Below are 20141 nucleotides of genomic sequence, written 5' to 3'. Positions count from 1 at the left end.
GGGCGCCCCCCCCCCCCGGCCGCCCCAAACCCACTTTCATGCTTGCCCCGCCCCCCCCCCCGGGGGGGGGGGGGGGCGCGCGCGGCCCCCCCCCCCCCCCCCCCCGCGGCCCTGGTGCTCAGTCGTCGCAACAAGGCCATAGCGGCGAAGAAGCAGCAGGCCGAGGCCGCCCTGACCCGGAGTCTGAGTGAGGCCGACAGTCAACTGGCCGCCTTAAGAGCCGAGTTGCAGCAGCACAAAGCGGAGCACGACAAAACCATCCAAGAAGCCGAAGAAGCGGCCGAGGAGAGCACCAAGGCGGTCCTCAAAGGTTCCGCACGTTTTCTGCAGAGCCTTGCCGCGGAGCAATTGGCGCTTCTTGAGGAAATCCAGCGCAAGTACGGCGGGCATTCTGTCCTGGGTGATTTGCTGGAAGTCAGTCACGCCAATGCGCAGATGGCACGCAAGGCCCAGGGAATTGCGGTTATGTGCGGTGCGCCGCTGGGCCGCCGAAACAGGGCCGCGAGCGTTTATGACGTGGTGCGCAGCGCACAGGGTCAGATTCGAAACTTCCGGCGCGTCGAAATCATGCAGCAGACCGGTTTTGCGTTGAAAGCCTCTGCCGTTTCTCCGGTCGCCCTCGCCGTTGCGGAACTTCTTGACAACGCTGCCAGTTTTTCCCAGCAGGGCTCGCCCATCGAGATCACTTTCCAGCGGGTCCAGAAGAATCTGTGCATCGTCATCGACGATGCCGGCGTCGGTATGAACGACGAGGACCGGCAGAAGGCTTCCGCACTGCTCTCCGGTGACTTCCGCCCCCGGCTTTCGCATCTCGGAAACCAGCCGAAGTTCGGTTTCCCCGTCATCGGCCTGCTGGCACAGCAGTACGGATTCCGGGTGGACGTGACCGGTGTGTCCCGTTACGGCGGCGTTCGAGCGGTCGTGCTGCTGCCGGCGGAGCTGTGGACCGAGGAGGAGACGGCACCGGTGGAAGACTCCCAGGTCAGCGGCATCCATGGCACCGTCGGCCGACCGGAACCGGTGGCCCGTACCGCGCACGGCCTGCCGCGCCGGGGAGCCCGCCAGGTACCCATCGCCAGTGTCCCCGACCAGGACACCACGGCCCCGCCCACGCCGGCGTCCGAGGAAGCCGGCCGGGCCGCAGGCAGGAGCCTGGGCGCCTTCCAGCGCGGCACGCTCTCGGGTCGCGGCCTCGCTTCGGCGCCGTCCGAAGGGTCCGATGACGCATGACCACAGACCTGTCGTGGATGCTCGAGGACATCGTGCACAACGTGCCGAAGGCGCGCCACGCTGTCCTGCTGTCCGCGGACGGCCTTCCCCGCGGCGCGACCGACGGCATGGACCGCAAGGACGTGCGGACGATCTCCGCCGCCATGGCGGGTATGCAGTCACTCAGCCGGGCGACCTCCCACTTCGCCGGGCCGGGGGAGGACAGGCAGTGGAATCAGACGATCATCGAGTTCTCGCACGGCTGGATCTTCCTGATCGGAGCCGGGCAGGGCGCGTACCTCGCGGCGGCCGCGGCACCCGATGTCGACATGCAGCAGATCTCCTTCCGCATGCACCGGCTGGTCGCCCGGCTCGGCAACAACCTCACCTCGCCGCCCCGGGTGAGTGCGGACGGCGTTGACGGGCAGTACGGCCGGGCCCCCGGGCCGGACGGGCCGGTAGGTGGCACGGGGATCCCGATCGCCGACCTCGACGATGTGGTCGGTGACGTCCAAGGCGCCCGGCACGCCGTCCTGTTGGGCTCCGACGGGCTGCCCCGCGGCGCGACCACGGGCATGCGCCAGGACCTCGCGGACACCATCTCCGCGGCCATGACAGGGATTCACGCCTACAGCCGGGCGACCTCGCAGTTCGCCGGCGTGGCCCAGGACGCGCAGTGGCGGCAGACGGTGATCGAGTTTCAGCACGGCTGGATCTTTCTGATCTCGGCCGGCCACGGTGCGTTCCTGGCCGCGGCCGCCGAACACGACGCCGATATCGAGGAGTTCACCACCCGTCTGCATCAGGTGGTGCCCCGGCTGAGCGCATATGTGGCACCACGCGGGGAGGCGAGCCGCACGTGAATGACGAGCCGGATCAGGAACTGGAGCTGACCTCCGCATTAGTCCCGCTCTTCGTGATCACGAACGGGCGTGCGCTGCCCCCGGACAATGCCTACGAGCGCACGACCCTGGTGTCCGCGCAAGAGGGTGCCGCCACCTCGGCTCGCACGCTTTCCCCGGAGGCGCGGCAGGTTCTGGAGCTGGTCACGGACGGCTTTCTCTCCGTCGCGGAAGTGGCCGCCCACACGCATCTGCCGCTGGGGATCGTGCGGATTCTCCTGGCGCAGATGGAGGAGAGCGGTCTCATCATCGCGCGGAAGCCGGTTCCGCGCGCCGAACGTGTCGACCGAGAAGTGCTCAACGCCGTACTCGACGGCCTCAAAGCCCGATTCGGAGCGTGATTCGTGTACCTGGATTCAGGTGTCCTCACCGCGGTGAAGATCCTCGTGGTGGGGCACTTCGGGGTCGGGAAGACCACGTGCATCGGAAGCATCTCCGAGATCGAGCCGCTGCGGACCGAAGAGGAGATCACCGAGGCCAGCGTGGGGTTCGACGACCTGTCGGGGACCCCGGACAAGACCACCACGACCGTCGCCATGGACTTCGGCCGCCTGACCATCAGCGACGAGGTGGTGCTGTACCTCTTCGGCACGCCCGGTCAGGAGCGCTTCAAGGAGATGTGGGAGGAGCTGTCCCGGGGGGCGCTGGGCGCGCTGGTCCTCGTCGACCCCGAGCGGCTGTCCGAGTCCTTCCCGGTCCTGGACCTGGTCGAGCGGTTCGGCCTGACGTACGCCATCGGCGTCAACCACTTCGACGGCATGACCGACTACCCGCTCGCGGAGATCCGCGAGGCGCTGAACCTGTCCGACCGGACGCCCGTCGTCACCTGTGACGTCCGGGACCAGCAGTCGTCGGCGCAGGCCCTCATCACCCTCGTCCACCACCTTCTGTCCCTTCTCGACTAGGAGCCACCCCCACATGCACCAGCGTCCCGGCGTACAAGGGCCACCGGCCGGCTGCCCCGCGCACGGCAACGTACCGCTCTACGGCCCCCAGTTCGGCTCCGATCCCGACTCCTCCTACGCACACCTGCGCAGCCTCGGCCCGAGCGCGCCGGTCGACATCGCCCCCGGGGTGGAGGTCGAGCTGGTCACCAGTTACGACGCGGCCCTGTACATCCTGCAGAATCCCGCTTCGTTCGTCCGGGACTCGCGGCGCTGGCGGGCGCTGAACGAGGGACGGGTTCCCGAGGACAGCCCGGCGCTGCCGATGATGGGCTACCGGCCCAACGCGCTGTTCAGCGACGGGGCCGCGCACGCCCGCCTCCGCCAGGCCGTCACCGACAGTCTGGCCACCATCAACGAGCTTCAACTGGTCCGGCAGACCCAGCAGTCGGCCGATTACCTGATCAGCCGGTTCAGCTCCGACCGGCTCGGGCAGGCGGAGCTGATGGCCGAGTACGCGCAGCCGCTGCCGCTGCTGGTCTTCAGTGACCTGTTCGGGTGCCCGCCGGAGATCGGCGACCGGGTCATCGTCGGGATCAGCGGCATCTTCGACGGTACGGCCGGCGCGGACCAGGTGCTGGGCGAGGCGCTCGGCGAGCTGATCGCGCTCAAGCGGCGCCGCCCTGGCCGCGATCTGACGACCCGTCTGATGGAGCACTCCGCGGGGCTGACCGACGAGGAGGTCCTGCACCAGCTCGTGACGCTGCTCTCGGGAGGCACCGCTCCCCTGTCGGCGACGATCGGCAGCGGCAGCGCGCTGATCCTCGGCGAGGACTGGCAGGCCGGGCTGCCGGTCGAGGACGCCGTCACCCAGGTGCTGTGGAACTACGCGCCGATCGCAAATTACGCGGTTCACTACCCCACCCACGACGTGGAGTTGGGAAACAGGGTGCTCCGGGCGAACGACCCGGTGGTGATCTCCTTCGCTGCCGCCAACACCGATCCGCGGCTGGCGGAGCACCGGGAGCAGCTCAGCGCCAAGGCCCACCTGGCCTTCGGGGCCGGCCCGCACGCCTGCCCCGCCAAGGACCCGGCGTTCGTGATCGCCGTCACCGCCGTCGAGACCCTGCTCAACCGGCTGCCGGACATCGAAGTCCGGGTGCCGTTCAAGGACTTGAGCTGGGTGCCGGCTCCCTGGAGCCGCTCCCTGGTGGCTCTCCCGGTGCGGTTCACGCCCCGGGCCGTGGCGCCGACGCCCGCTCGGACGCCGGAGCCGCAAGCGGCCGTGCCCTCCCCGCACCGCGCCGCGAGCCATGCGCCCCAGCCGGCGGCGACCGCTGCACCCAAGGCCAAGCCCGGTCTGTTCAGCCGGTTCCTGGCATGGACCAGAGGAGAGTGACGTAGGCAACTCTCCACGTGAATAGTCATCTTGTATGCATCAGTTGACCGAGGGGTATGCATGGCGGCTGATGCTGAGATCAAGAAGGAGACATCGTGGAGATTGCGATAACTCCGCCCATTCACAGGCGATTTGCCGTTTCGTTGTTCTCCCGCCTGCGGACGGCGAAGGGCCAGGCCAACCCCTTTCCGATCTATGCGGAACTGCGGTCGGGGGGCGGAGTCGTCGCAGCACCCTGGGGAGGGCACCTCGTCACCCGCTTCGACCTGTGTGACCAGGTCCTGCGCAGCCGCGAGTGGCTGGAACCCGATGCGCGCTGGCGGGAGGAGCAGGGAGACGGCACCCGCTGGACGGCTCCCTCCTCGCGCGAGATGAGCAGGACACTGCCCGCCCTCAACCCTCCGGACCACACCTGGATGCGCCGGTCGGCGGGCATGTTCGACCGTGCCTCCCTGGAGGAGCTGCGCGGGACGGTGGACCTCATCACGAGCAGGCTCCTCGACTCACTGGCCGAGCAACTGCAGGGGGGCGAGGCCGACTTCAACGCGTTGGTGAGCGAGGAGCTGCCGGTCGCCGCCATCGGGCACTGGCTCGGGCTGCCGACGGCCGACTTCCCCCGCCTGCGGGACCTCACCCACGACCAGGTCTTCACCCAGGAGTTGCTGCCGTCGGCCAGCCAGCTGGCGAAGTCGGACGTGGCCACGGCGGAGCTGCGCACCTACTTCATGGAGCTCGTCCGCCACCGGCGGGCCCATCCCGGTGACGACCCCGTGTCGCGGTGGATCACGGTGTGGGACGGCATGGAGAGCGACCGCGAGAAGGCGGACGAGGCGGTCTACTTCCTCGCCTTGTTCGTCCTGCTGGCGGCACTGGAGACCACGTCCACGCTGCTGTCCACGATGACGCTCCTGCTGCTGGAGCATCCCCGGCAGTGGGACCGGCTCACGGTCCACCCCGACCTCGTGCCCGCAGCCGTTGAAGAATCGTTGCGCTACGACCCGCCCACGCATGTGATCAGCCGGGTCTCCTCCCGGGACTGTGTCCTGGGCGGCGTCGAGGTCCTCAAGGACGAGATGGTCCACCTCATGGTGGGGGCGGCCAACCGCGACCCGGCCAAGCACGCGGACCCCGAGTTGTTCAACCTGCACCGCAAGCCCGCCCATCTCGCCTTCAGCGGAGGCATCCACTACTGCCTCGGCGCGCCGCTGGCCCGCCTGGAGGCCCAGACCCTTCTCCACCATCTGGTCAGGCGCTTCCCCCGCCTCACCCTCGTACGCAGGCCGTCGTGGGCACCCCGTGTGGCCTTCCGGCGCCTGCTGAACCTGGACGTCACCCTGTCATGACCGACACCGTCACCGCCTCCCCCCACTTCCCGTACAAGGCACTGCACGTCGAACACGACGGGCCGGTGCTGCGGGTCCGCTTCACCCCCACGGCGCAGGACAGCACGCTGACCGTCGCCGCCCTCGACGACCTCGCCGCCCTGCTCCACGGCCTCCACGACCGCCCCGACATCCGGGTGCTGCTCCTTTCGTCGGACGGCGAGGACTTCTGTCTCGGCGCCGACCGCGGCGAGTACCGGGCGGCGCTGGCCGAGGACCCGACCGGGGCCGCCATGCGCCGGATCGCGGACAAGGCCCACCGCGTGTGCGACGCCCTGGAGACCACGCACGCGGTCACCATCGCCCGGATGCACGGCAAGGTCATCGGCGCGGGTCTCGCGCTCGCCTCCTTCTGCGACCTGCGCGCCGGTGCCGACGACTGCCGGTTCCGCATGCCCGAGATCGGCATCGGCCTGCCGCCCGCGTGGGGCGGCGCCATGGGCCGGCTGATCGTCGAGGGCGGAGCTGCCAGGATCCGTGAACTCATGCTCACCTGCGAGACCTTCGACGCCGTCACCGCCCACCGCCTCGGTCTGCTGCACAAGGTCGCCCCGCTCGGCGAACTGGACGCCGCCGTCACCGCGTGGGTCAGGCCTCTCATACGGCGCTCACCCGAGGCCCTCACCCTCACCAAGCGCATGTTCGCGGGTTACTCCCGGGCCAACCGCACCGCCGACGTCGCGCTGCTCGATGCGCATCTGCTCACCGCACAGCTCACCGTGCCCCGCCCGCAGCGCGTGGCCGAACACTCCTAGGAGAGGCGACGCCCGGCCGACGGAGCCCGGGCGGTACTCCGGCCGACTTCGCGCTTCCCGGCGGGCGTTCGCAGGGGTGCTGGGGGAGGCGGCCCGTCGGGCCCCGCGTCAGGAGTGGCTGCGGCGCGGGACGACCGGGCGAGCGGCGCTGCCGCGCCCCGTGGTGCGGGCCTGAGGACGTCGGTGTCGCGGGCCGAGCCGACCGCCCGCTCGCCCCGGGCGACGATTTTCGGGTGTCCGTCGGGTCAGTACGGCAGCCGCACCCGCCCGGCACCCACCCGGAAGGATCCCACTGTGACCGACATCCACGTCGCCGAATCGGACCTGGAGCTGCCCGACGGGCGCAGGCTGCACGTCTACGACACCGGCGCCGGCGGATCCGGGGCTCTCCCCGTGTTCTGGCATCACGGCACGCCCAACGTGGGCATGCCGCCCCGGCCGCTCTTCCCCGTGTCCGCCCGGCTCGGCATCCGCTGGGTGTCGTACGACCGTCCCGGGTACGGCGGATCCACGCCGCTCATCGGCCGCAGCGTCGCGTCGGCCGCCTCCGACGTCGGCCGTGTGGCCGATGCGCTCGGCATCGGCCGGTTCGCCGTCATGGGTCACTCCGGTGGCGCCTCGCACGCCCTGGCGTGCGCCGCGGTGCTGCGGGAACGGGTGCTCGGGGCGGTCGCCGTGTCGGGGCCGGCCCCCTTCGACGCCGAGGGGCTGGACTGGTTCGCGGGCATGGCCGCGTCCTGCCGGGCATCGCTGACCGCGGCCGTGGCGGGGCGCGAGACCAAGGCGCGGTTCGAGGCGGAGGCGGTGTACGACCCGGAGATGTTCACCGCGGCCGACCACGCGGCCCTGGCCGGTGACTGGTCCTGGTTCGAGGACGTCGTCGGGCCGGCCGTCGCCGCCGGCCCCGGCGGGCTGATCGACGACGACCTGGCCTACGTCCGCCCGTGGGGCTGCGACCCGGAGGCGATCACCGCTCCGGTCCTTGTGCTGCACGGCGGTCAGGACCGGATCGTGCCCAGCACCCATGGTCAGTGGCTCGCGCACCGCTGCCCCCACGCGGAACTGCGGCTCCGGCCGGCCGACGGACACCTCTCCGTCCTCGCCGACGCGGCCGCCGCCCTGGAATGGCTGGTACGGCATGCACAGCGGTGACGCTGGGCGGCCGACCGGATCGGCCGCGGCTTGACCACCGTGTGCCCGCCACGCCGCCCCAAATAGTCGATTTATATGGTTATCGGCTCTACGGTGCCTGGTGTCGTCACTACCGCAGGGGGGCGCACAGCGCGCCTGGGCACGGCGCGGGTTGGGATGCCGATGAGTGGAATCACCCGCAGGGACATGGCGCGCCTGGGCCTGGGCGTCGGTCTCGGGCTCGCGGCCGCCTCGGGCTGCGGAGAACGTGACGGGCAGGGCGGCCCTCCCGGAAGCAGGGGCGCCCCGAGGCTCATCGGGGACGGCTCGACGTCGTACACCGGCGAGCAGCCGCGTCAGCCGTCCTCCCCCACGCCCCTGGAGCCGGGCGAGACCCCTCCGCAGTTCGTGGTGTTCTCCTGGGACGGCGCGGGCGAGCTGGGCAAGGGGCTGTTCCCGCGGTTCCTGGAGCTCGCGCGTGCCCACGACGCGCACATGACGTTCTTCCTGTCCGGTCTCTATCTGCTGCCGGAGTCCAAGAAGCGGCTGTACCGGCCGCCGCAGAACCCGGTCGGCGCCTCCGACATCGGCTACCTCACCGATGAGCACATCAAGGAGACGCTGGAGTGCGTCCGAACGGCATGGCTCGACGGACACGAGATCGGCACGCACTTCAACGGGCACTTCTGCGCCGGCCCGGGATCCGTGGCCGACTGGGGCCCGGAGGACTGGCGCGAGGAGATCGAGCAGGCCCGCTCGTTCGTCAAGTCGTGGCGCACGCACACCGGTTGGCACAACCACCCGTCACTGCCCTTCGACTACGACCGGGAGCTGATCGGCGGCCGCACACCGTGCCTGCTCGGCCAGGAGAACCTGCTGCCGGTCGCCCGCGAGCTGGGCTGGCGCTACGACGCCTCGTCCCCGGGCGGAGTGCAACGCTGGCCGCGCAGGAAGGGCGGCGTCTGGGACCTGCCGCTGCAGAGCATCCCCTTCCCGGGACACCGGTTCGAGGTGCTGTCCATGGACTACAACATGATGGCCAACCAGTCGGGGAACTCCACCCGGGCGCCCTCCTACAACTACCCGGGCTGGCGCGTGCTGGCCACGGAGTCGTACCTGGCCGGTTTCCGGCGCGCGTACGAGACGAACCGGGCCCCGCTCTTCATCGGCAACCACTTCGAGGAGTGGAACGGCGGGATCTACATGGACGCCGCGGAGGAGGCGCTCAGGCGGATCGCCGACATGCCGGACGTGCGCCTGGTCTCCTTCCGGCAGTTCGTCGACTGGCTCGACGTCCAGCATCCCGCCATCCTGGCCGGGCTGCGCACTCTGGAGGTCGGCGAGCAGCCCGAGGGCGGCTGGTCCGCGTTCCTGCGCCCTCAGAAGCACGCCCGGTCCGGCACCTGATCCGGCGCTCTGCACCGGCGGCGATCTGGCGAGCACCGGCTCCGGTTCGGCTCTGCCAACTCACGGCCGCCGCGGCCGGGTCCGTGGTGCGCGGCACGGGCGCCGTCCTGGTCGTACGCCGTTCGCGCCGGCCGGCGGCACTGACTGCACCGGCCGGCGGCACTCACGGCACCGGTCGGCGGCGGGGCCGGGGAGCACCCGCCCCCGCCGCTCCCCGGGGACGGTCAGCCCAGCGTCCGCGTCGTGTAGGCGCATTCCGTGTAGATGTACCCGGACCGCAGCTTCGCCGTGTCCGAGGCCGGTGTGGCGGTGCTGTCGCCCTGCGGCTTGTGCACGAAGTAGGTCGTGCCGACGGGGAGGCTGAGGGTCCGCTGCGGGTAGTGCTTGCCGCTGTCGTTGCAGGGCTTGAAGCCGATCATGAGCGTACTGCTGAGCGAGTACGACTTGCAGCTGCCGCATCCCTTGAGGGTGAAACTGCCGGTGACCGGGCCGGTGTAGAGGACGGTCACGTCGTCGGGGCTGTCGTTCTTGACCGTGACGGAGATGCTGCCGCCGGAGGCGGTGGTGGGCAGCTTCTTCCCGGCGGCCGGCAGGGTCTGGGCCACCTCGGCGCCGATGGCGATCTTCTTGGCGCGGTCCCGGTTCCTGCCGTTCTTGTTGTCGGAGACGTACTGGTCCATGGTCTTCTGGGCCGCGTCGAAGTCGCCGTCCTTGTACTGGTCGACGCCGCAGGCGTACTCCCCCGCATCGCCGCTCCTGCCGGCCCGGTCGGCGGACTTGGTGAGGTCGCCCGCCGTGTTCCCCACCGTCCCCGTCAGGTCGGTGATCCGGGTGTTCAGGCTGCGCAACTGCTCGACCGCGGTGCAGGGGTCGTCGCCGTCCACGGCCTTCTCCGCCGTCTTCACCTGCGCAACGACGGCGGGTGCGACCTTGGTCGCCGGCTCCGACTGCGGGAAGGTGTTCAACAGGTCGCCGAAGCGCGGGACCCAGTCGGCCCGGCCCGCCGTCAGGCCCGCCCGGCCACACTCGTACAGCGAGGTGGCCAGCCGGTCGTCGGGCCACCGCGTCAGCGATCCGAGGTCCTCCTTCGGCATGGCGCGGGGCACCGTGCGCAGGTATTTCAGCGGCTCGATCGCCTCGCAGTACTGCTGGTGGCCGTAGGCGGCACCGACCATGGTGTAGTAGGTCCGCATGCGGTCGGGGACCTGGTCGGCGGCTCGGGAGCCGGAGTGGTTGACCGCGAGGTCACGGTAGACGTCCAGGGCGGAGCCGTAGTCGGACCGGGCGGTGCTGAAATCGTGTCGGCCTGCCGCCGTCACCAGGTGGTCGGCCTTGTCCAGACGGTCGAGGAGCGCCTGCTGTACGGCTTCCTCGTGCGCGTCGTCGTACCACACGGCGCCGCCCGCCGGGACGGCGAGCAGCAGCACACCGAGCAGCAGGGCGAGGGGCGCCCTGCCCGGCCATGTGAGCCGCGTGCGCAGTCCGGTGACCGCGCCGTGCACGGCCGCCAGCAGCAGGAGTACGGCGTAGACGGCGAGCGCGACCCCGGGGACGCCGTCGGCGTCGGCGGGCAGGGCGACGAGCAGCAGGACGGCGGTGGCCGCCCAGCAGGCGGCCACCAGGGCCCATCTTCGGACGAGCGCGTAGCCGAGGCCGAGACCGCTCAGGTTGAGCACCGCGACCGCGGCCGCTCGCCAGCCGTCCGGCGGCGCGGGCGGCGGCGCCGAGGGCATCGGCGGTACGGCGAACTGCTGGCTCGGACCGTACGGATATCCGGACATGGTTGGGCTCCCCCCGTCAACTGCCCCCGTAACACTGCGGATCGGAAGTGTAAGGCCGGGGGCGCGTGCCCGACAGGGGGTTTCCAAGGCGTGGCCACCGGCCCGGGCGGAGGGCCGCGTGGATCCACCGGATGCACGGGGACGGCCCTTGGCCGGTGCCCGCTTCCATGGCCCTGGCGGCGCAGGGCGGCCAGGTTGTGGCAGCCGATCGCCGCGTGTCCAGAAACTGGGAGGGGTTGGTGGCGCTCGCGCGGGATGGTCCGCTCGTGGATGGCGCCTCCGGGGACGAACCAGCCCGCCTTCTTCCGGACGGCCGGGCTCGGGTCGTGGGCGTGGGACCTCTCGAGGGCGGCGCGTGCACGGGCATGCGTGCGGACGAGCGTGCCGACGAGTCCGGCGGCCATCGCCCGGACATGCGGATCGGGGTCGTCGGTCAGGCGCCGCAGCCCGGGGGGAGCACCTGGTCCGCGCCGGGCGCGCAGGTGTCGCCCTTGCACCGGTCGCAGGCCGGAGCCTGGATCGCGGCGATCCTGACCCGGGCGTCGGGGTCGTCGGCCTTGGCGATCAGCTGCCCCATGGACTCGCCGTCGACCAGATGATCCAGAAGCCGGCAGCAGCCCTCACGGACGGCCGGGTCGGCATGGCGCAGACCGGCGCGGATGGCGTCCACGGCACCGAATCCCGGCGCAGCAGCTCACGCTGGGCCGCCACGGCACGCTGCGGGTCGCCCAGGCACGAGACGAGGGCGTCGTTGTCGGTGTCGACGAAGCCGAGCATGACGTCAGTCTCGGGCCGGGCGACCGGGCCCGGCCAAGGGATTTTCGGCACCCGCCGCCCCGTGTCCGGGCGCCTCGGCCGCGGCCACGGGACACTTGAGGGAGGCGACCGACGAGCAGGGCCGGGAGGCGAGGGCGGTGATCGCCTTCAATCCGACGGACAGTGCCTCGCTGCTCGCTGCCTTCGGTGCGCTGGGCGTCCTGGCGGTGGTCTTCGCCGAGTCGGGTCTGCTGGTCGTGGGCTTCTTCCTGCCGGGCGACACGCTGCTGCTCCCCGCGGGCGTGCTGTGCGCGGCAGACGGTCCTCAGGCGCCGCGGCTGGAGCTGTGGCAGGTGCTGGTCTGTGCGGCCGTGGGCGCCGTGGCGGGCGCCCAGGTGGGTTACCTGCTCGGACGGCACGGCGGTCGGCCGCTGCTGTCCCGTACCTCGAACCGGCGCGTGAAGGAGGGTACGGTGCGGGCGCAGCGGATCCTGGCCCGCTACGGCTACGGAAAGGCGCTCGTGATCGGTCGCTTCGTCCCGGTGCTGCGGACCGTCCTGCACCCGGCGGCCGGCGCGCTCGGCGTGCCGGCCCGGCCGTTCACCGTGTGGCAGACGGTCGGCGGACTGCTCTGGTCCCAGAGCCTCGTGCTCGCCGGATACCTCCTCGGTTCGTCGGTCTCCCACCTCGACGACTACCTGCTCCCCATGGTCGCCGTGATCGTCATGCTCTCCCTGCTGCCCCTGCTGGCGGAGGCCCGCCGGACGCGGCGCGCCCGGCGGGACCCCTCCGGTCCGGACCGGAGTTGACCGGTCCGGACCTCGCGGTCAGCCGAGACCCCAGGCGTGACCGAGCTGATAGGCGGCGCACAGGTGCACGTCCAGGAGGTACGGGGCGGTGGTCCCGCACCCGGTTGCCGGGTCGACGGGCTGGCCGTGGCCCATCCCCGTGATGCCGTAGGTCTCCACCACGGCCTGCCCGGACGGGTTCCGGTAGACCTGGTGCGGGTATCCGGCGACGGTGTCAAAGCTGTCTGCGCTCTGGTCGGCACCCTGGACGTTGGTCCACTGCCTGACCAGGTCCGTCATGTTCGACGGCTTCACCGTGCCGTCCGCTGAGCCCTGCAGGACGGTGAGCGTGGGCCAGGGACCGGTGTAGCCCGGGCGGGCCCTGCGCACGCGGTCGCCCCACTGGGCCGGCGTCTGGTTCGCCCATCCGTACATGCACGGGTACGGGCCGCCGGCCGCGTTGGAGCAGTCGTACGGGAGCCCCGCGACGATGCCGGCCGACCTGAACTTCTCCGGGTACGTCGCCATCATCACCGCGGTCATCCCGCCGCCGGCGGACAGGCCGGTGACGAACACGCGCGAGGGGTCGCCCTGGACGTCGGCGAGTTGGCGGTCCACCATCTGCGCGATCGAGGCGGCCTCGCCGTCGCCGCGCTCGATGTCCCCGGGCTGGAACCAGTCGAAGCACTTGCCGAGGTTGTTGTTCGTGGACTGCTGCGGGACCACGACGGAGAAGTGCCGGCGGTCCGCGAGCGTGGTCCAGCCGCTGTCGACGGCGTACCCGGCGTCCTGGGTGCAGCCGTGCAGGGCGACGACGACGGGGGCGTTCGCCGGCAGGTCAGGGGGGTCGTAGCGGAACATGCGCAGCGCACCGGGGTTGGAACCGAACCCGGTGACTTCGCTGAGGGAGGCGGCGGCGAGGGCCGGGCGGGACCTGAGGAGTCCGGCGGCCAGGACGGCCACGAGGGCCACCAGGGCGGATGTCAGGCGTGCGGCTCTGGTCTGCATGCCCCGGGATCGTAGGAGCCTGACCCGACGGCGATATGGGGTCGGACACCATAATGCGCCTGCCTCAAGTGGGAACGTCCAGTTGACCGTTGGACGAATCGGTCGGCCCCCAGGGACTGACGCGTTCGGGGACCCGGACGAGCGTGAGGTGTCCCTGACGAGGGTGGCCGAGCGGACGAGCGCGCCCGGCGGCAGATCGGGGCGCCTGACGGCACACGGTCGGCGCGTGTCGCCCGGCGCCGGTTTGGGATGCCATGGCGACCACGCTAGACAGGTGCCCCGGCGAGGTCGAAGGGCTTACCGCAGCGCCGCCACGGCCGGCTCCCGCCGCCAGCCGGGGAACAGGCACCAGAACGCGCACGGGGCGGGCCCGGAGACACCCGGAGAGGCAGGCGCTGCCGGACGGTTTGACGCTGCCCGGCAGGCTCACGCGCACCCGGCCGAGGGGACCCTCCGGGGCGCCCGTCAGCTTTCTTGTCCCCTGCCCGGCCCAATGCCGGTCCGCCGGAAGGGCGAGGAGCCGTGAGGGGTGTGACCGTGGTGGAAGACATGGGCGGGTGCACCTGTGGCAAGGAGGCGGGATGGCCGGTTCCGGCAGCGAGAGTGGCGTGGCCTGTACGGCCGTGGCGGGCGACGACCCGTCGTACGACGGGTGCGGCGATGCCTTCGCCCAGCTGAGTGGCGTCGCCGATGCCGTCCTCTACGAGGGCTACCTCCTCTACCCGTACCGCCGCTCCTCCCCCAAGAACCGCGTCCGCTGGCAGTTCGGGGTGCTGCTCCCACGGGACTGGGTGGAGGCGGACGGTCCGGTCACCCCCGGCATCTCCGGCTCCGCGGACTCCTGGTACCAGCAGACCGAGTGCCTGATCCGCGTCCGGCGGCCCGGTGCGGTCGTACGGGTGCGGGTGCGGTACCTGCAGATGCAGCACAAGCAGGTGCAGGCGGCCGGTGCGGACGGCCGGTACCACCCGGTCGAGTCGTTGCGGACGGACGACGGCACGGCCCATCTCACCTTCGACGAGGCGGTACCGCACGAGGTCGCTCTCGAGTGCCCGCTGGAGGATCTGCTGCGGGGCGAGTGCGCCGCCGACGCCGGGGCGCCCCCGGGTGAGGAGAGCGAGCCGCTGCCCGGGGGCGCGGGGCAGGTGCTGCGGCGGCGCGAGGAGGTGCGGGCGCGCACGACGGTCGTGGCCGAGCGGCTCACCGAGGACGTGTGCCGGCTGCGCGTGCGCACCGAGCACACCGGGCGCGCCGCCGATGCCCGGGCCGTTCGCGGCGATGCGCTGCGGCAGGCACTGCTCGCCGCGCACACCCTTCTCGGCGGCGAGGGCGTGGAGTTCGTCTCGCTGATCGATCCGCCCGCCGACCTGCGGGAGCATGGCCGCGAGTGCCGTAACGAGTTCACCTTCCCCGTCCTGGGCGGCAGGCCCGAGGAGCCGGGGGCGGCCGGACGGGCCGTACTGTCCTCCCCGATCATCCTCCCGGACCGTCCCCAGGTGGCGCCGGAGAGCCCGGGCGATCTGCACGACGCGGCGGAGATCGACGAGATCCTGACGCTGCGCACGATGCTCCTGACGGACGAGGAGAAGGCCGAGGCCCGGGCCACCGACGCGCGTGCCGCGCAGATCCTCGACCGCGTCGACAGCATGCCCCGGGAGGTCTTCGCCCGGCTGCACGGTGCCATCCGCTCGCTGACCCCCGCCGAGCCCCCGGCCGCGGAGCGGTCCGCGTGGTGGCAGGAGGGCGCCGACGACGGGCTGTCCCCGACGACCGACACGGTGCTCGTGGACGGCGTCGCCGTCGGCGGCGGCAGCCGGGTGCGGCTGCGGCCGCGCGGCCGGGGTGCCGACGCCCAGGACATGTTCCTGGCCGGCCGGACCGCACAGGTCGCGGCGGTCTTCCACGACGTGGACGGCAGCGTGCACCTCGCGGTGACCGTCGACGACGACCCCGCGGCCGAACTGCACGGCTGGTACGGCCGTTTCCACTACTTCCGGCCCGACGAGGTCGAACCGCTCGCCCATGCGGACGCGCCGGGTCCCGCGGACCCGGACCACCCACCCCGGCCGCAGTCCCCGCGGCCCCGATGTCCGGCCGACCGGCCGGAGGAGGGACGGCTCGATGGACGCCCCTGACACGTCGGCGCGCGCCGACGACCGACTCCGTGACCGACTGCAGCAAAGGCCGACGACATGACCACCCAGAGCGGTACCACCGAAGTGAGCGGCGAGCCCAGCCGCGCCGAGGCGCGTGAGGGAATCGACGAGATCCACATTCTCTGGATCTCGGAGGGGATGAGCTGCGACGGCGACACCGTCTCCCTGACGGCCGCCGACCAGCCCTCCATCGAGGACGTCGTGCTGGGACTCATCCCGGGTCTGCCGAAGGTCAACCTGGTCAACAAGGTGCTCTCGCCGAGCCTGGGCGGCGAGGACTTCCTCGCCCCGTACCGGGCGGCGGCCCGCGGTGAGCTGGCCCCGTTCATCCTCGTGATCGAGGGATCGATCCCGAACCAGAACATCATCGACGGCGAGGGCTACTGGACGTCCTTCGGCAACGACCCGGAGACCGGGCAGCCGCAGACCCTGAACTGGTGGATCGACCAGCTCGCCCCCAAGGCCTGGGCGGTGGTGGCGGCCGGCACCTGCGCGACCTACGGCGGCATCCACGCCATGGCCGGCAACCCCACCGGCTGCATGGGCCTCGCGGACTACCTGGGCTGGGACTTCACGTCGCAGGCAGGTCTCCCGATCGTCAACGTGCCCGGCTGTCCCATCCAGCCGGAGAACTTCATGGAGACCCTGATCTGGGTGCTCCAGCACGCGGCCGGTGCCGCTCCCCCGCCCCCGCTGGACCACATGCTGCGTCCGCAGTGGCTGTTCGGGAAGACCGTGCACGAGGGCTGCGACCGGGGCTCGTACTACGAACAGGCCGACTTCGGTCTCGACTACAACTCGCCGAAGTGCCTGGTGAAGACGGGCTGCTGGGGGCCGGTGGTCAACTGCAACGTGCCCAAGCGGGGCTGGATGGCCGGTATCGGCGGCTGCCCGAACGTCGGCGGCATCTGCATCGGGTGCACGATGCCCGGCTTCCCCGACGCGTTCATGCCGTTCATGGACGAGCCCCCCGGCGGAACGCTCTCCTCCCTGGTCATCAAACCGTACGGGGCCGTCATCCGGCGGCTGCGCGGCCTGACCAACGACATGGTGAACCACGAGCCCAAGTGGCGCCACAACAAGGGCAAGCTCACCAGCGGTTTCGACCCGCGCTGGCGCCCGTGACGCCGCCGCCCGTCCCGCATCCCCCCACCGAACCGCCGAAACCGAACAGCAAGGGGCAGTACCACAGATGACGACCACCGAGTCCCGGCCCACCGGGCGCAAACCCGCGCAGATCGTGGACATGTCCTGGGATCCGATCACCCGGATCATCGGCAACCTGGGCATCTACACGAAGATCGACTTCGCCAACCGGGAAGTCGTGGAGTGCCGCAGCACCTCGTCGCTGTTCCGCGGCTATTCGGTGTTCATGAAGGGCAAGGACCCGCGCGACGCGGGCTTCATCACCTCGCGGATCTGCGGCATCTGCGGCGACAACCACACCACGTGCTCGAACTACGCCCAGCAGATGGCCTACGGCGTCAAGCCGCCGAAACTGGCCGAGCACATCACCAACCTCGGCGAAGCGGCCGAGTACATGTTCGACCACACGCTCTTCCAGGACAATCTGGTGTTCGTGGACTTCTGCGAGGCGATGGTCAAGGCCACCAACCCGGGTGTCCTGGCCCGTGCCGAGCGCACCGACGCGCCCCGCGGGGACATCCACGGCTACCGGACCATCGCCGACATCATGAAGGCCTTCAACCCCTTCGAGGGCGAGGTCTACAAGGAGGCGCTGAAGGTCAGCCGGGTCACCCGGGAGATGTTCTGCCTGATGGAAGGGCGGCACGTCCACCCTTCCACGCTGTACCCGGGTGGTGTCGGCACGATGCCGCAGCCGAACACCTTCACCGACTACCTCAGCCGGCTGATGCGCGTCATCGACTTCGTGAAGAAGGCGGTGGCGATGAACGACGACGTCTTCGACTTCTTCTACGAGGCGCTGCCCGGCTACGAGGAGGTCGGAAAGCGCCGCATCCTGCTGGGCTGCTGGGGCGCCTGGCAGGACCCGGACGTCGTCGACTACCGCTACGAGAACATGAACCGGTGGGGCAAGGCGATGTACGTCACCCCCGGCATCATCGTGGACGGCAAGCTGGTCACCAACAACCTCATCGACATCAACCTCGGCCTGCGCATCATGCTGGGCAGCTCCTTCTACGAGGACTGGGTCAACGAGGACCCCTTCGTCACCCACGACCCGCTGGGCAACCCCGTCGACATGCGTCACCCGTGGAACCAGACCACCGTGCCGGTGCCGCAGAAACGCGACTTCGACGGCAAGTACAGCTGGGTGATGAGCCCGCGCTGGTACCACCCGGAGTCCGGCGAACACCTCGCCCTGGACACGGGCGGCGGCCCCCTCGCCCGGCTGTGGTCGACGGCGCTGAGCGGCCTGGTCGACACGCCGTACGTCAAGGCCACCGGGAACAGCGTGCGCATCTCGCTCCCCAAGGGCGAGTCGCTGCCGGAGACCACGCTCGAGTGGCGCATCCCGAAGTGGAGCAACACCATTGAACGGGACCGTGCCCGACCCTACTTCGTCGCCTACGCGGCCGCCATGGCCCTGCAGTTCCTGGAGGAGGCGATGGGCATGCTCCGCGACGGCGACACCAAGGTCTTCGAGAACTTCGAGGTACCCGACGAGTCCATCGGCTGCGGCTTCCACGAGGCGGTCCGGGGTGTCCTCTCCCACCACCTGGTGATCCGGGACAAGAAGATCGCCAACTACCACCCGTACCCGCCGACCCCGTGGAACGCCAGCCCCCGCGACATCTACGGCACCCCGGGGCCGTACGAGGACGCCGTGCAGGGCCAGCCGATCTTCGAGGAGAACGGGCCCGACGACTTCAAGGGCGTCGACATCATGCGCACCGTCCGCAGCTTCGACCCGTGTCTGCCCTGCGGAGTGCACATGTACGTCGGCAAGGGCAAGACCCTGTCGACCGTGCACTCGCCGACCTACGGAGCCAACCATGGCTGACACGGCCGTACGGCTCCCGGATCCGGCGGTGGAGGCGCGGCTCGCCCGGCTCGACGAGGTGCTGGCGGGGCTGGAGTCCGCGCCCGGTCCGGCCGCCCGTGAGGCGCTGGAGTCGGTGACCCTGCTGACCGAGGTCTACGGCGAGGCGCTCGCCCGGGTCCTGGACCGGGCGGACGAGCGGCTGCGCGAGCGGCTGGCCGACGACGAGCTGTTGGGGCACCTGCTGGTGCTGCACGGCATCCACCCCGAGTCCGCCGAGCTCCGGGCCGCCCGCGCGGTCGAGAAGCTGCGGCCCGCGGTCCGTGAACGCGGCGGTGACCTTCAGTGGGCCGGCGTCGAGGGTCAGGTGGCCCGGGTGCGGGTGAGCACCGGCGGCGGATGCGGTTCCGGGTGTGGTGGCGGGTCGGCCGACGTCACCGAGGTGGTCCGCGCGGCGGTGCTGGCCGCCGCCCCGGAGCTGGAGTCGGTGGAGCCGGTCACCGCCGAGCGGCGGGCGGCCCCGGCCTTCGTACCGCTGACGACGCTGAGACGCCGTGCTGCGCCGGAGCCGCAGGAGGCACGGTGACCGTGGACGGAGCGCTGGCCCGGGTCATCCGCTCGGCCGCCGGCCGGACCGCGACGGCGGAGGCCGAGGTGTGCGACCTGTGCGCTGCCCCGGTGGCCGGCGAACACCCCCACCTATACGACACGCCGGCCGCCGAGGTGCAGTGCGTGTGCGGCCCCTGCTCGGTGCTCTTCGCCGACGACGGAGCGGGCGAGGGACGCTATCGGCTCGTGCCCCGGCGCCGGCTCCGGCTGCCGCCGGTCGACACGGCGGTGCTGGGCGTACCGGTGGGCCTGGTGTTCTTCGTGCCGCGCTCCGACGGCACGGTCACCGCACAGGGGCCGAGCCCGGCCGGAGCCATGCGGTGGGAGGTGGACACGGCGGCCTGGCAGCGGCTGACCGCCACGTTTCCGCAGCTCGCATCCATGGCACCCGATGTGGAGGCGCTGCTGGTGAACACCGTACGGGGCCTCGACGAGCACTGGATCGTGCCGGTCGACGACTGCTTCCGGATGGTCGCCGTGGTCCGCCGCGAATGGCGCGGCCTGTCCGGCGGCGACCGGGTCTGGCCGGCCGTGGAACGGTTCTTCGCGGAGCTCACCGAGCGGTCGTGAGGACCTGGAAGGAGAACAGATATGAGCAGTATCCGAGTGGGCCGCCCCCAGGCGAAGCCCGACATGCCCAAGCATGTGCGTGGTCTGCACCAGGGAAACAGGGGCCCGCACACGCATCAGACCGGATTCCACCAGGACGGCACCTCCGACGCCCGCCGCTCCACCGGGATCCACTGGAAGCGGCATGACGCCCTGCTGGACGCCATGCCGAACATCTCACCGGGATGAGAGGGCGGAAAGTGACCGTGATGAAGCGCTGCCGAACGAAGAGAACGGCGAGATCGGTGACGTCCGGACGTCAGGTGCTGATCGCACAGGCCGCCGTGGTGGGCGGACTGGCGCTCGCTCTGTTCCTGAAGGAACTGCCCGGCGTGGTCCGTGAGCTGCGGATCTACCGGATGACCGGTGGCCTCCGCGCGAACCGCCGCTACCCCTGAGC

The 20141-nt window shown here is 71.0% G+C and carries 20 protein-coding genes; 17 read left to right on the top strand and 3 right to left on the bottom strand.

Going from position 1 to position 20141, the window contains the following annotated elements; all coding sequences use genetic code 11:
- The first annotated feature begins 111 nt into the window (after positions 1 to 111).
- The 9 genes from ACFZDC_RS33975 to ACFZDC_RS33935 all read left to right on the top strand — a co-directional run bounded on the left by ACFZDC_RS33975 (position 112) and on the right by ACFZDC_RS33935 (position 9069).
- Entirely contained in the window at positions 112 to 1230 is a 1119-nt protein-coding gene (locus ACFZDC_RS33975; protein WP_391329879.1) for an ATP-binding protein, read from the top strand.
- Positions 1227 to 2072 (top strand): roadblock/LC7 domain-containing protein, encoded by an 846-nt coding sequence (locus tag ACFZDC_RS33970; protein WP_391329861.1) that lies wholly within the window; start codon positions 1227 to 1229, stop codon positions 2070 to 2072. Before ACFZDC_RS33975 ends, ACFZDC_RS33970 begins: the two co-directional genes overlap by 4 nt.
- Complete coding sequence (locus ACFZDC_RS33965; RefSeq protein WP_391329859.1) at positions 2069 to 2452, top strand: DUF742 domain-containing protein; 384 nt, start codon at positions 2069 to 2071, stop codon at positions 2450 to 2452. The genes ACFZDC_RS33970 and ACFZDC_RS33965 overlap by 4 nt, the downstream gene beginning before the upstream one ends.
- Positions 2453 to 2455: 3 nt before the next feature.
- A complete protein-coding gene (locus ACFZDC_RS33960; protein WP_391329857.1) occupies positions 2456 to 3016 on the top strand; it encodes an ATP/GTP-binding protein in 561 nt (186 codons plus the stop codon).
- A 13-nt stretch (positions 3017 to 3029) separates the two neighbouring features.
- Positions 3030 to 4394, top strand: coding sequence for a cytochrome P450 (locus ACFZDC_RS33955; protein ID WP_391329855.1), 1365 nt, complete (start codon positions 3030 to 3032; stop codon positions 4392 to 4394).
- A gap of 95 nt (positions 4395 to 4489) precedes the next feature.
- The gene (locus tag ACFZDC_RS33950) at positions 4490 to 5737 is read left to right on the top strand and encodes a cytochrome P450 (RefSeq protein ID WP_391329853.1); all 1248 of its coding nucleotides are present in this window, start codon (positions 4490 to 4492) and stop codon (positions 5735 to 5737) included.
- Entirely contained in the window at positions 5734 to 6531 is a 798-nt protein-coding gene (locus ACFZDC_RS33945) for an enoyl-CoA hydratase-related protein (RefSeq protein ID WP_391329851.1), read from the top strand. The genes ACFZDC_RS33950 and ACFZDC_RS33945 overlap by 4 nt, the downstream gene beginning before the upstream one ends.
- A 303-nt stretch (positions 6532 to 6834) precedes the next feature.
- Positions 6835 to 7683 (top strand): alpha/beta fold hydrolase, encoded by an 849-nt coding sequence (locus ACFZDC_RS33940; protein ID WP_391329877.1) that lies wholly within the window; start codon positions 6835 to 6837, stop codon positions 7681 to 7683.
- 162 nt (positions 7684 to 7845) lie between these two features.
- On the top strand, positions 7846 to 9069 hold the full coding sequence (locus ACFZDC_RS33935) for a hypothetical protein (protein ID WP_391329849.1): 1224 nt from the start codon (positions 7846 to 7848) through the stop codon (positions 9067 to 9069).
- A gap of 224 nt (positions 9070 to 9293) precedes the next feature.
- Here ACFZDC_RS33935 and ACFZDC_RS33930 read toward each other — a convergent pair whose 3' ends face one another.
- Positions 9294 to 10850 carry a hypothetical protein gene (locus tag ACFZDC_RS33930; protein WP_391329847.1) on the bottom strand — a complete coding sequence of 519 codons (1557 nt, stop codon included), beginning with the start codon at positions 10848 to 10850 and terminating at the stop codon, positions 9294 to 9296.
- A gap of 433 nt (positions 10851 to 11283) precedes the next feature.
- Positions 11284 to 11520, bottom strand: a complete 237-nt coding sequence (locus ACFZDC_RS33925) for a HEAT repeat domain-containing protein (RefSeq protein ID WP_391329845.1) — start codon at positions 11518 to 11520, stop codon at positions 11284 to 11286.
- Positions 11521 to 11764: 244 nt separating this feature from the next.
- On the opposite strand from ACFZDC_RS33925, the gene ACFZDC_RS33920 reads away from it, so the two are divergent.
- Positions 11765 to 12415 carry a VTT domain-containing protein gene (locus ACFZDC_RS33920; RefSeq protein WP_391329874.1) on the top strand — a complete coding sequence of 217 codons (651 nt, stop codon included), beginning with the start codon at positions 11765 to 11767 and terminating at the stop codon, positions 12413 to 12415.
- An 18-nt stretch (positions 12416 to 12433) separates the two neighbouring features.
- On the opposite strand, the gene ACFZDC_RS33915 is transcribed toward ACFZDC_RS33920, so the two are convergent.
- The gene (locus ACFZDC_RS33915; RefSeq protein ID WP_391329843.1) at positions 12434 to 13402 is read right to left on the bottom strand and encodes a PHB depolymerase family esterase; all 969 of its coding nucleotides are present in this window, start codon (positions 13400 to 13402) and stop codon (positions 12434 to 12436) included.
- Between the two features lie 581 nt (positions 13403 to 13983).
- Between ACFZDC_RS33915 and ACFZDC_RS33910 the strand changes: the two genes are divergently transcribed.
- The 7 genes from ACFZDC_RS33910 to ACFZDC_RS33880 all read left to right on the top strand — a co-directional run bounded on the left by ACFZDC_RS33910 (position 13984) and on the right by ACFZDC_RS33880 (position 20139).
- Positions 13984 to 15537, top strand: coding sequence for a hypothetical protein (locus tag ACFZDC_RS33910; protein WP_391329841.1), 1554 nt, complete (start codon positions 13984 to 13986; stop codon positions 15535 to 15537).
- 57 nt (positions 15538 to 15594) lie between these two features.
- A complete protein-coding gene (locus ACFZDC_RS33905; protein ID WP_391329839.1) occupies positions 15595 to 16683 on the top strand; it encodes a hydrogenase expression protein HypE in 1089 nt (362 codons plus the stop codon).
- Between the two features lie 67 nt (positions 16684 to 16750).
- Positions 16751 to 18544: a nickel-dependent hydrogenase large subunit gene (locus ACFZDC_RS33900; protein WP_391329836.1), complete on the top strand. Its 1794-nt coding sequence runs from the start codon at positions 16751 to 16753 to the stop codon at positions 18542 to 18544.
- Entirely contained in the window at positions 18537 to 19109 is a 573-nt protein-coding gene (locus tag ACFZDC_RS33895; protein ID WP_391329834.1) for a NifU family protein, read from the top strand. The genes ACFZDC_RS33900 and ACFZDC_RS33895 overlap by 8 nt, the downstream gene beginning before the upstream one ends.
- Complete coding sequence (locus tag ACFZDC_RS33890) at positions 19106 to 19702, top strand: DUF5947 family protein (protein WP_391329832.1); 597 nt, start codon at positions 19106 to 19108, stop codon at positions 19700 to 19702. The genes ACFZDC_RS33895 and ACFZDC_RS33890 overlap by 4 nt, the downstream gene beginning before the upstream one ends.
- Positions 19703 to 19723: 21 nt before the next feature.
- Complete coding sequence (locus ACFZDC_RS33885; RefSeq protein ID WP_391329830.1) at positions 19724 to 19930, top strand: hypothetical protein; 207 nt, start codon at positions 19724 to 19726, stop codon at positions 19928 to 19930.
- Between the two features lie 56 nt (positions 19931 to 19986).
- Positions 19987 to 20139: a hypothetical protein gene (locus tag ACFZDC_RS33880; RefSeq protein ID WP_391329828.1), complete on the top strand. Its 153-nt coding sequence runs from the start codon at positions 19987 to 19989 to the stop codon at positions 20137 to 20139.
- Positions 20140 to 20141: the final 2 nt, after the last annotated feature.

The sequence above is a fragment of the Streptomyces sp. NPDC007905 genome, from assembly GCF_042959345.1.
In the GTDB taxonomy this organism is placed as follows: Bacteria; Actinomycetota; Actinomycetes; order Streptomycetales; family Streptomycetaceae; genus Streptomyces.
The sequence above is the reverse complement of the archived record's forward strand: the minus strand, read 5'-3'. Positions and strand labels throughout refer to the sequence as shown.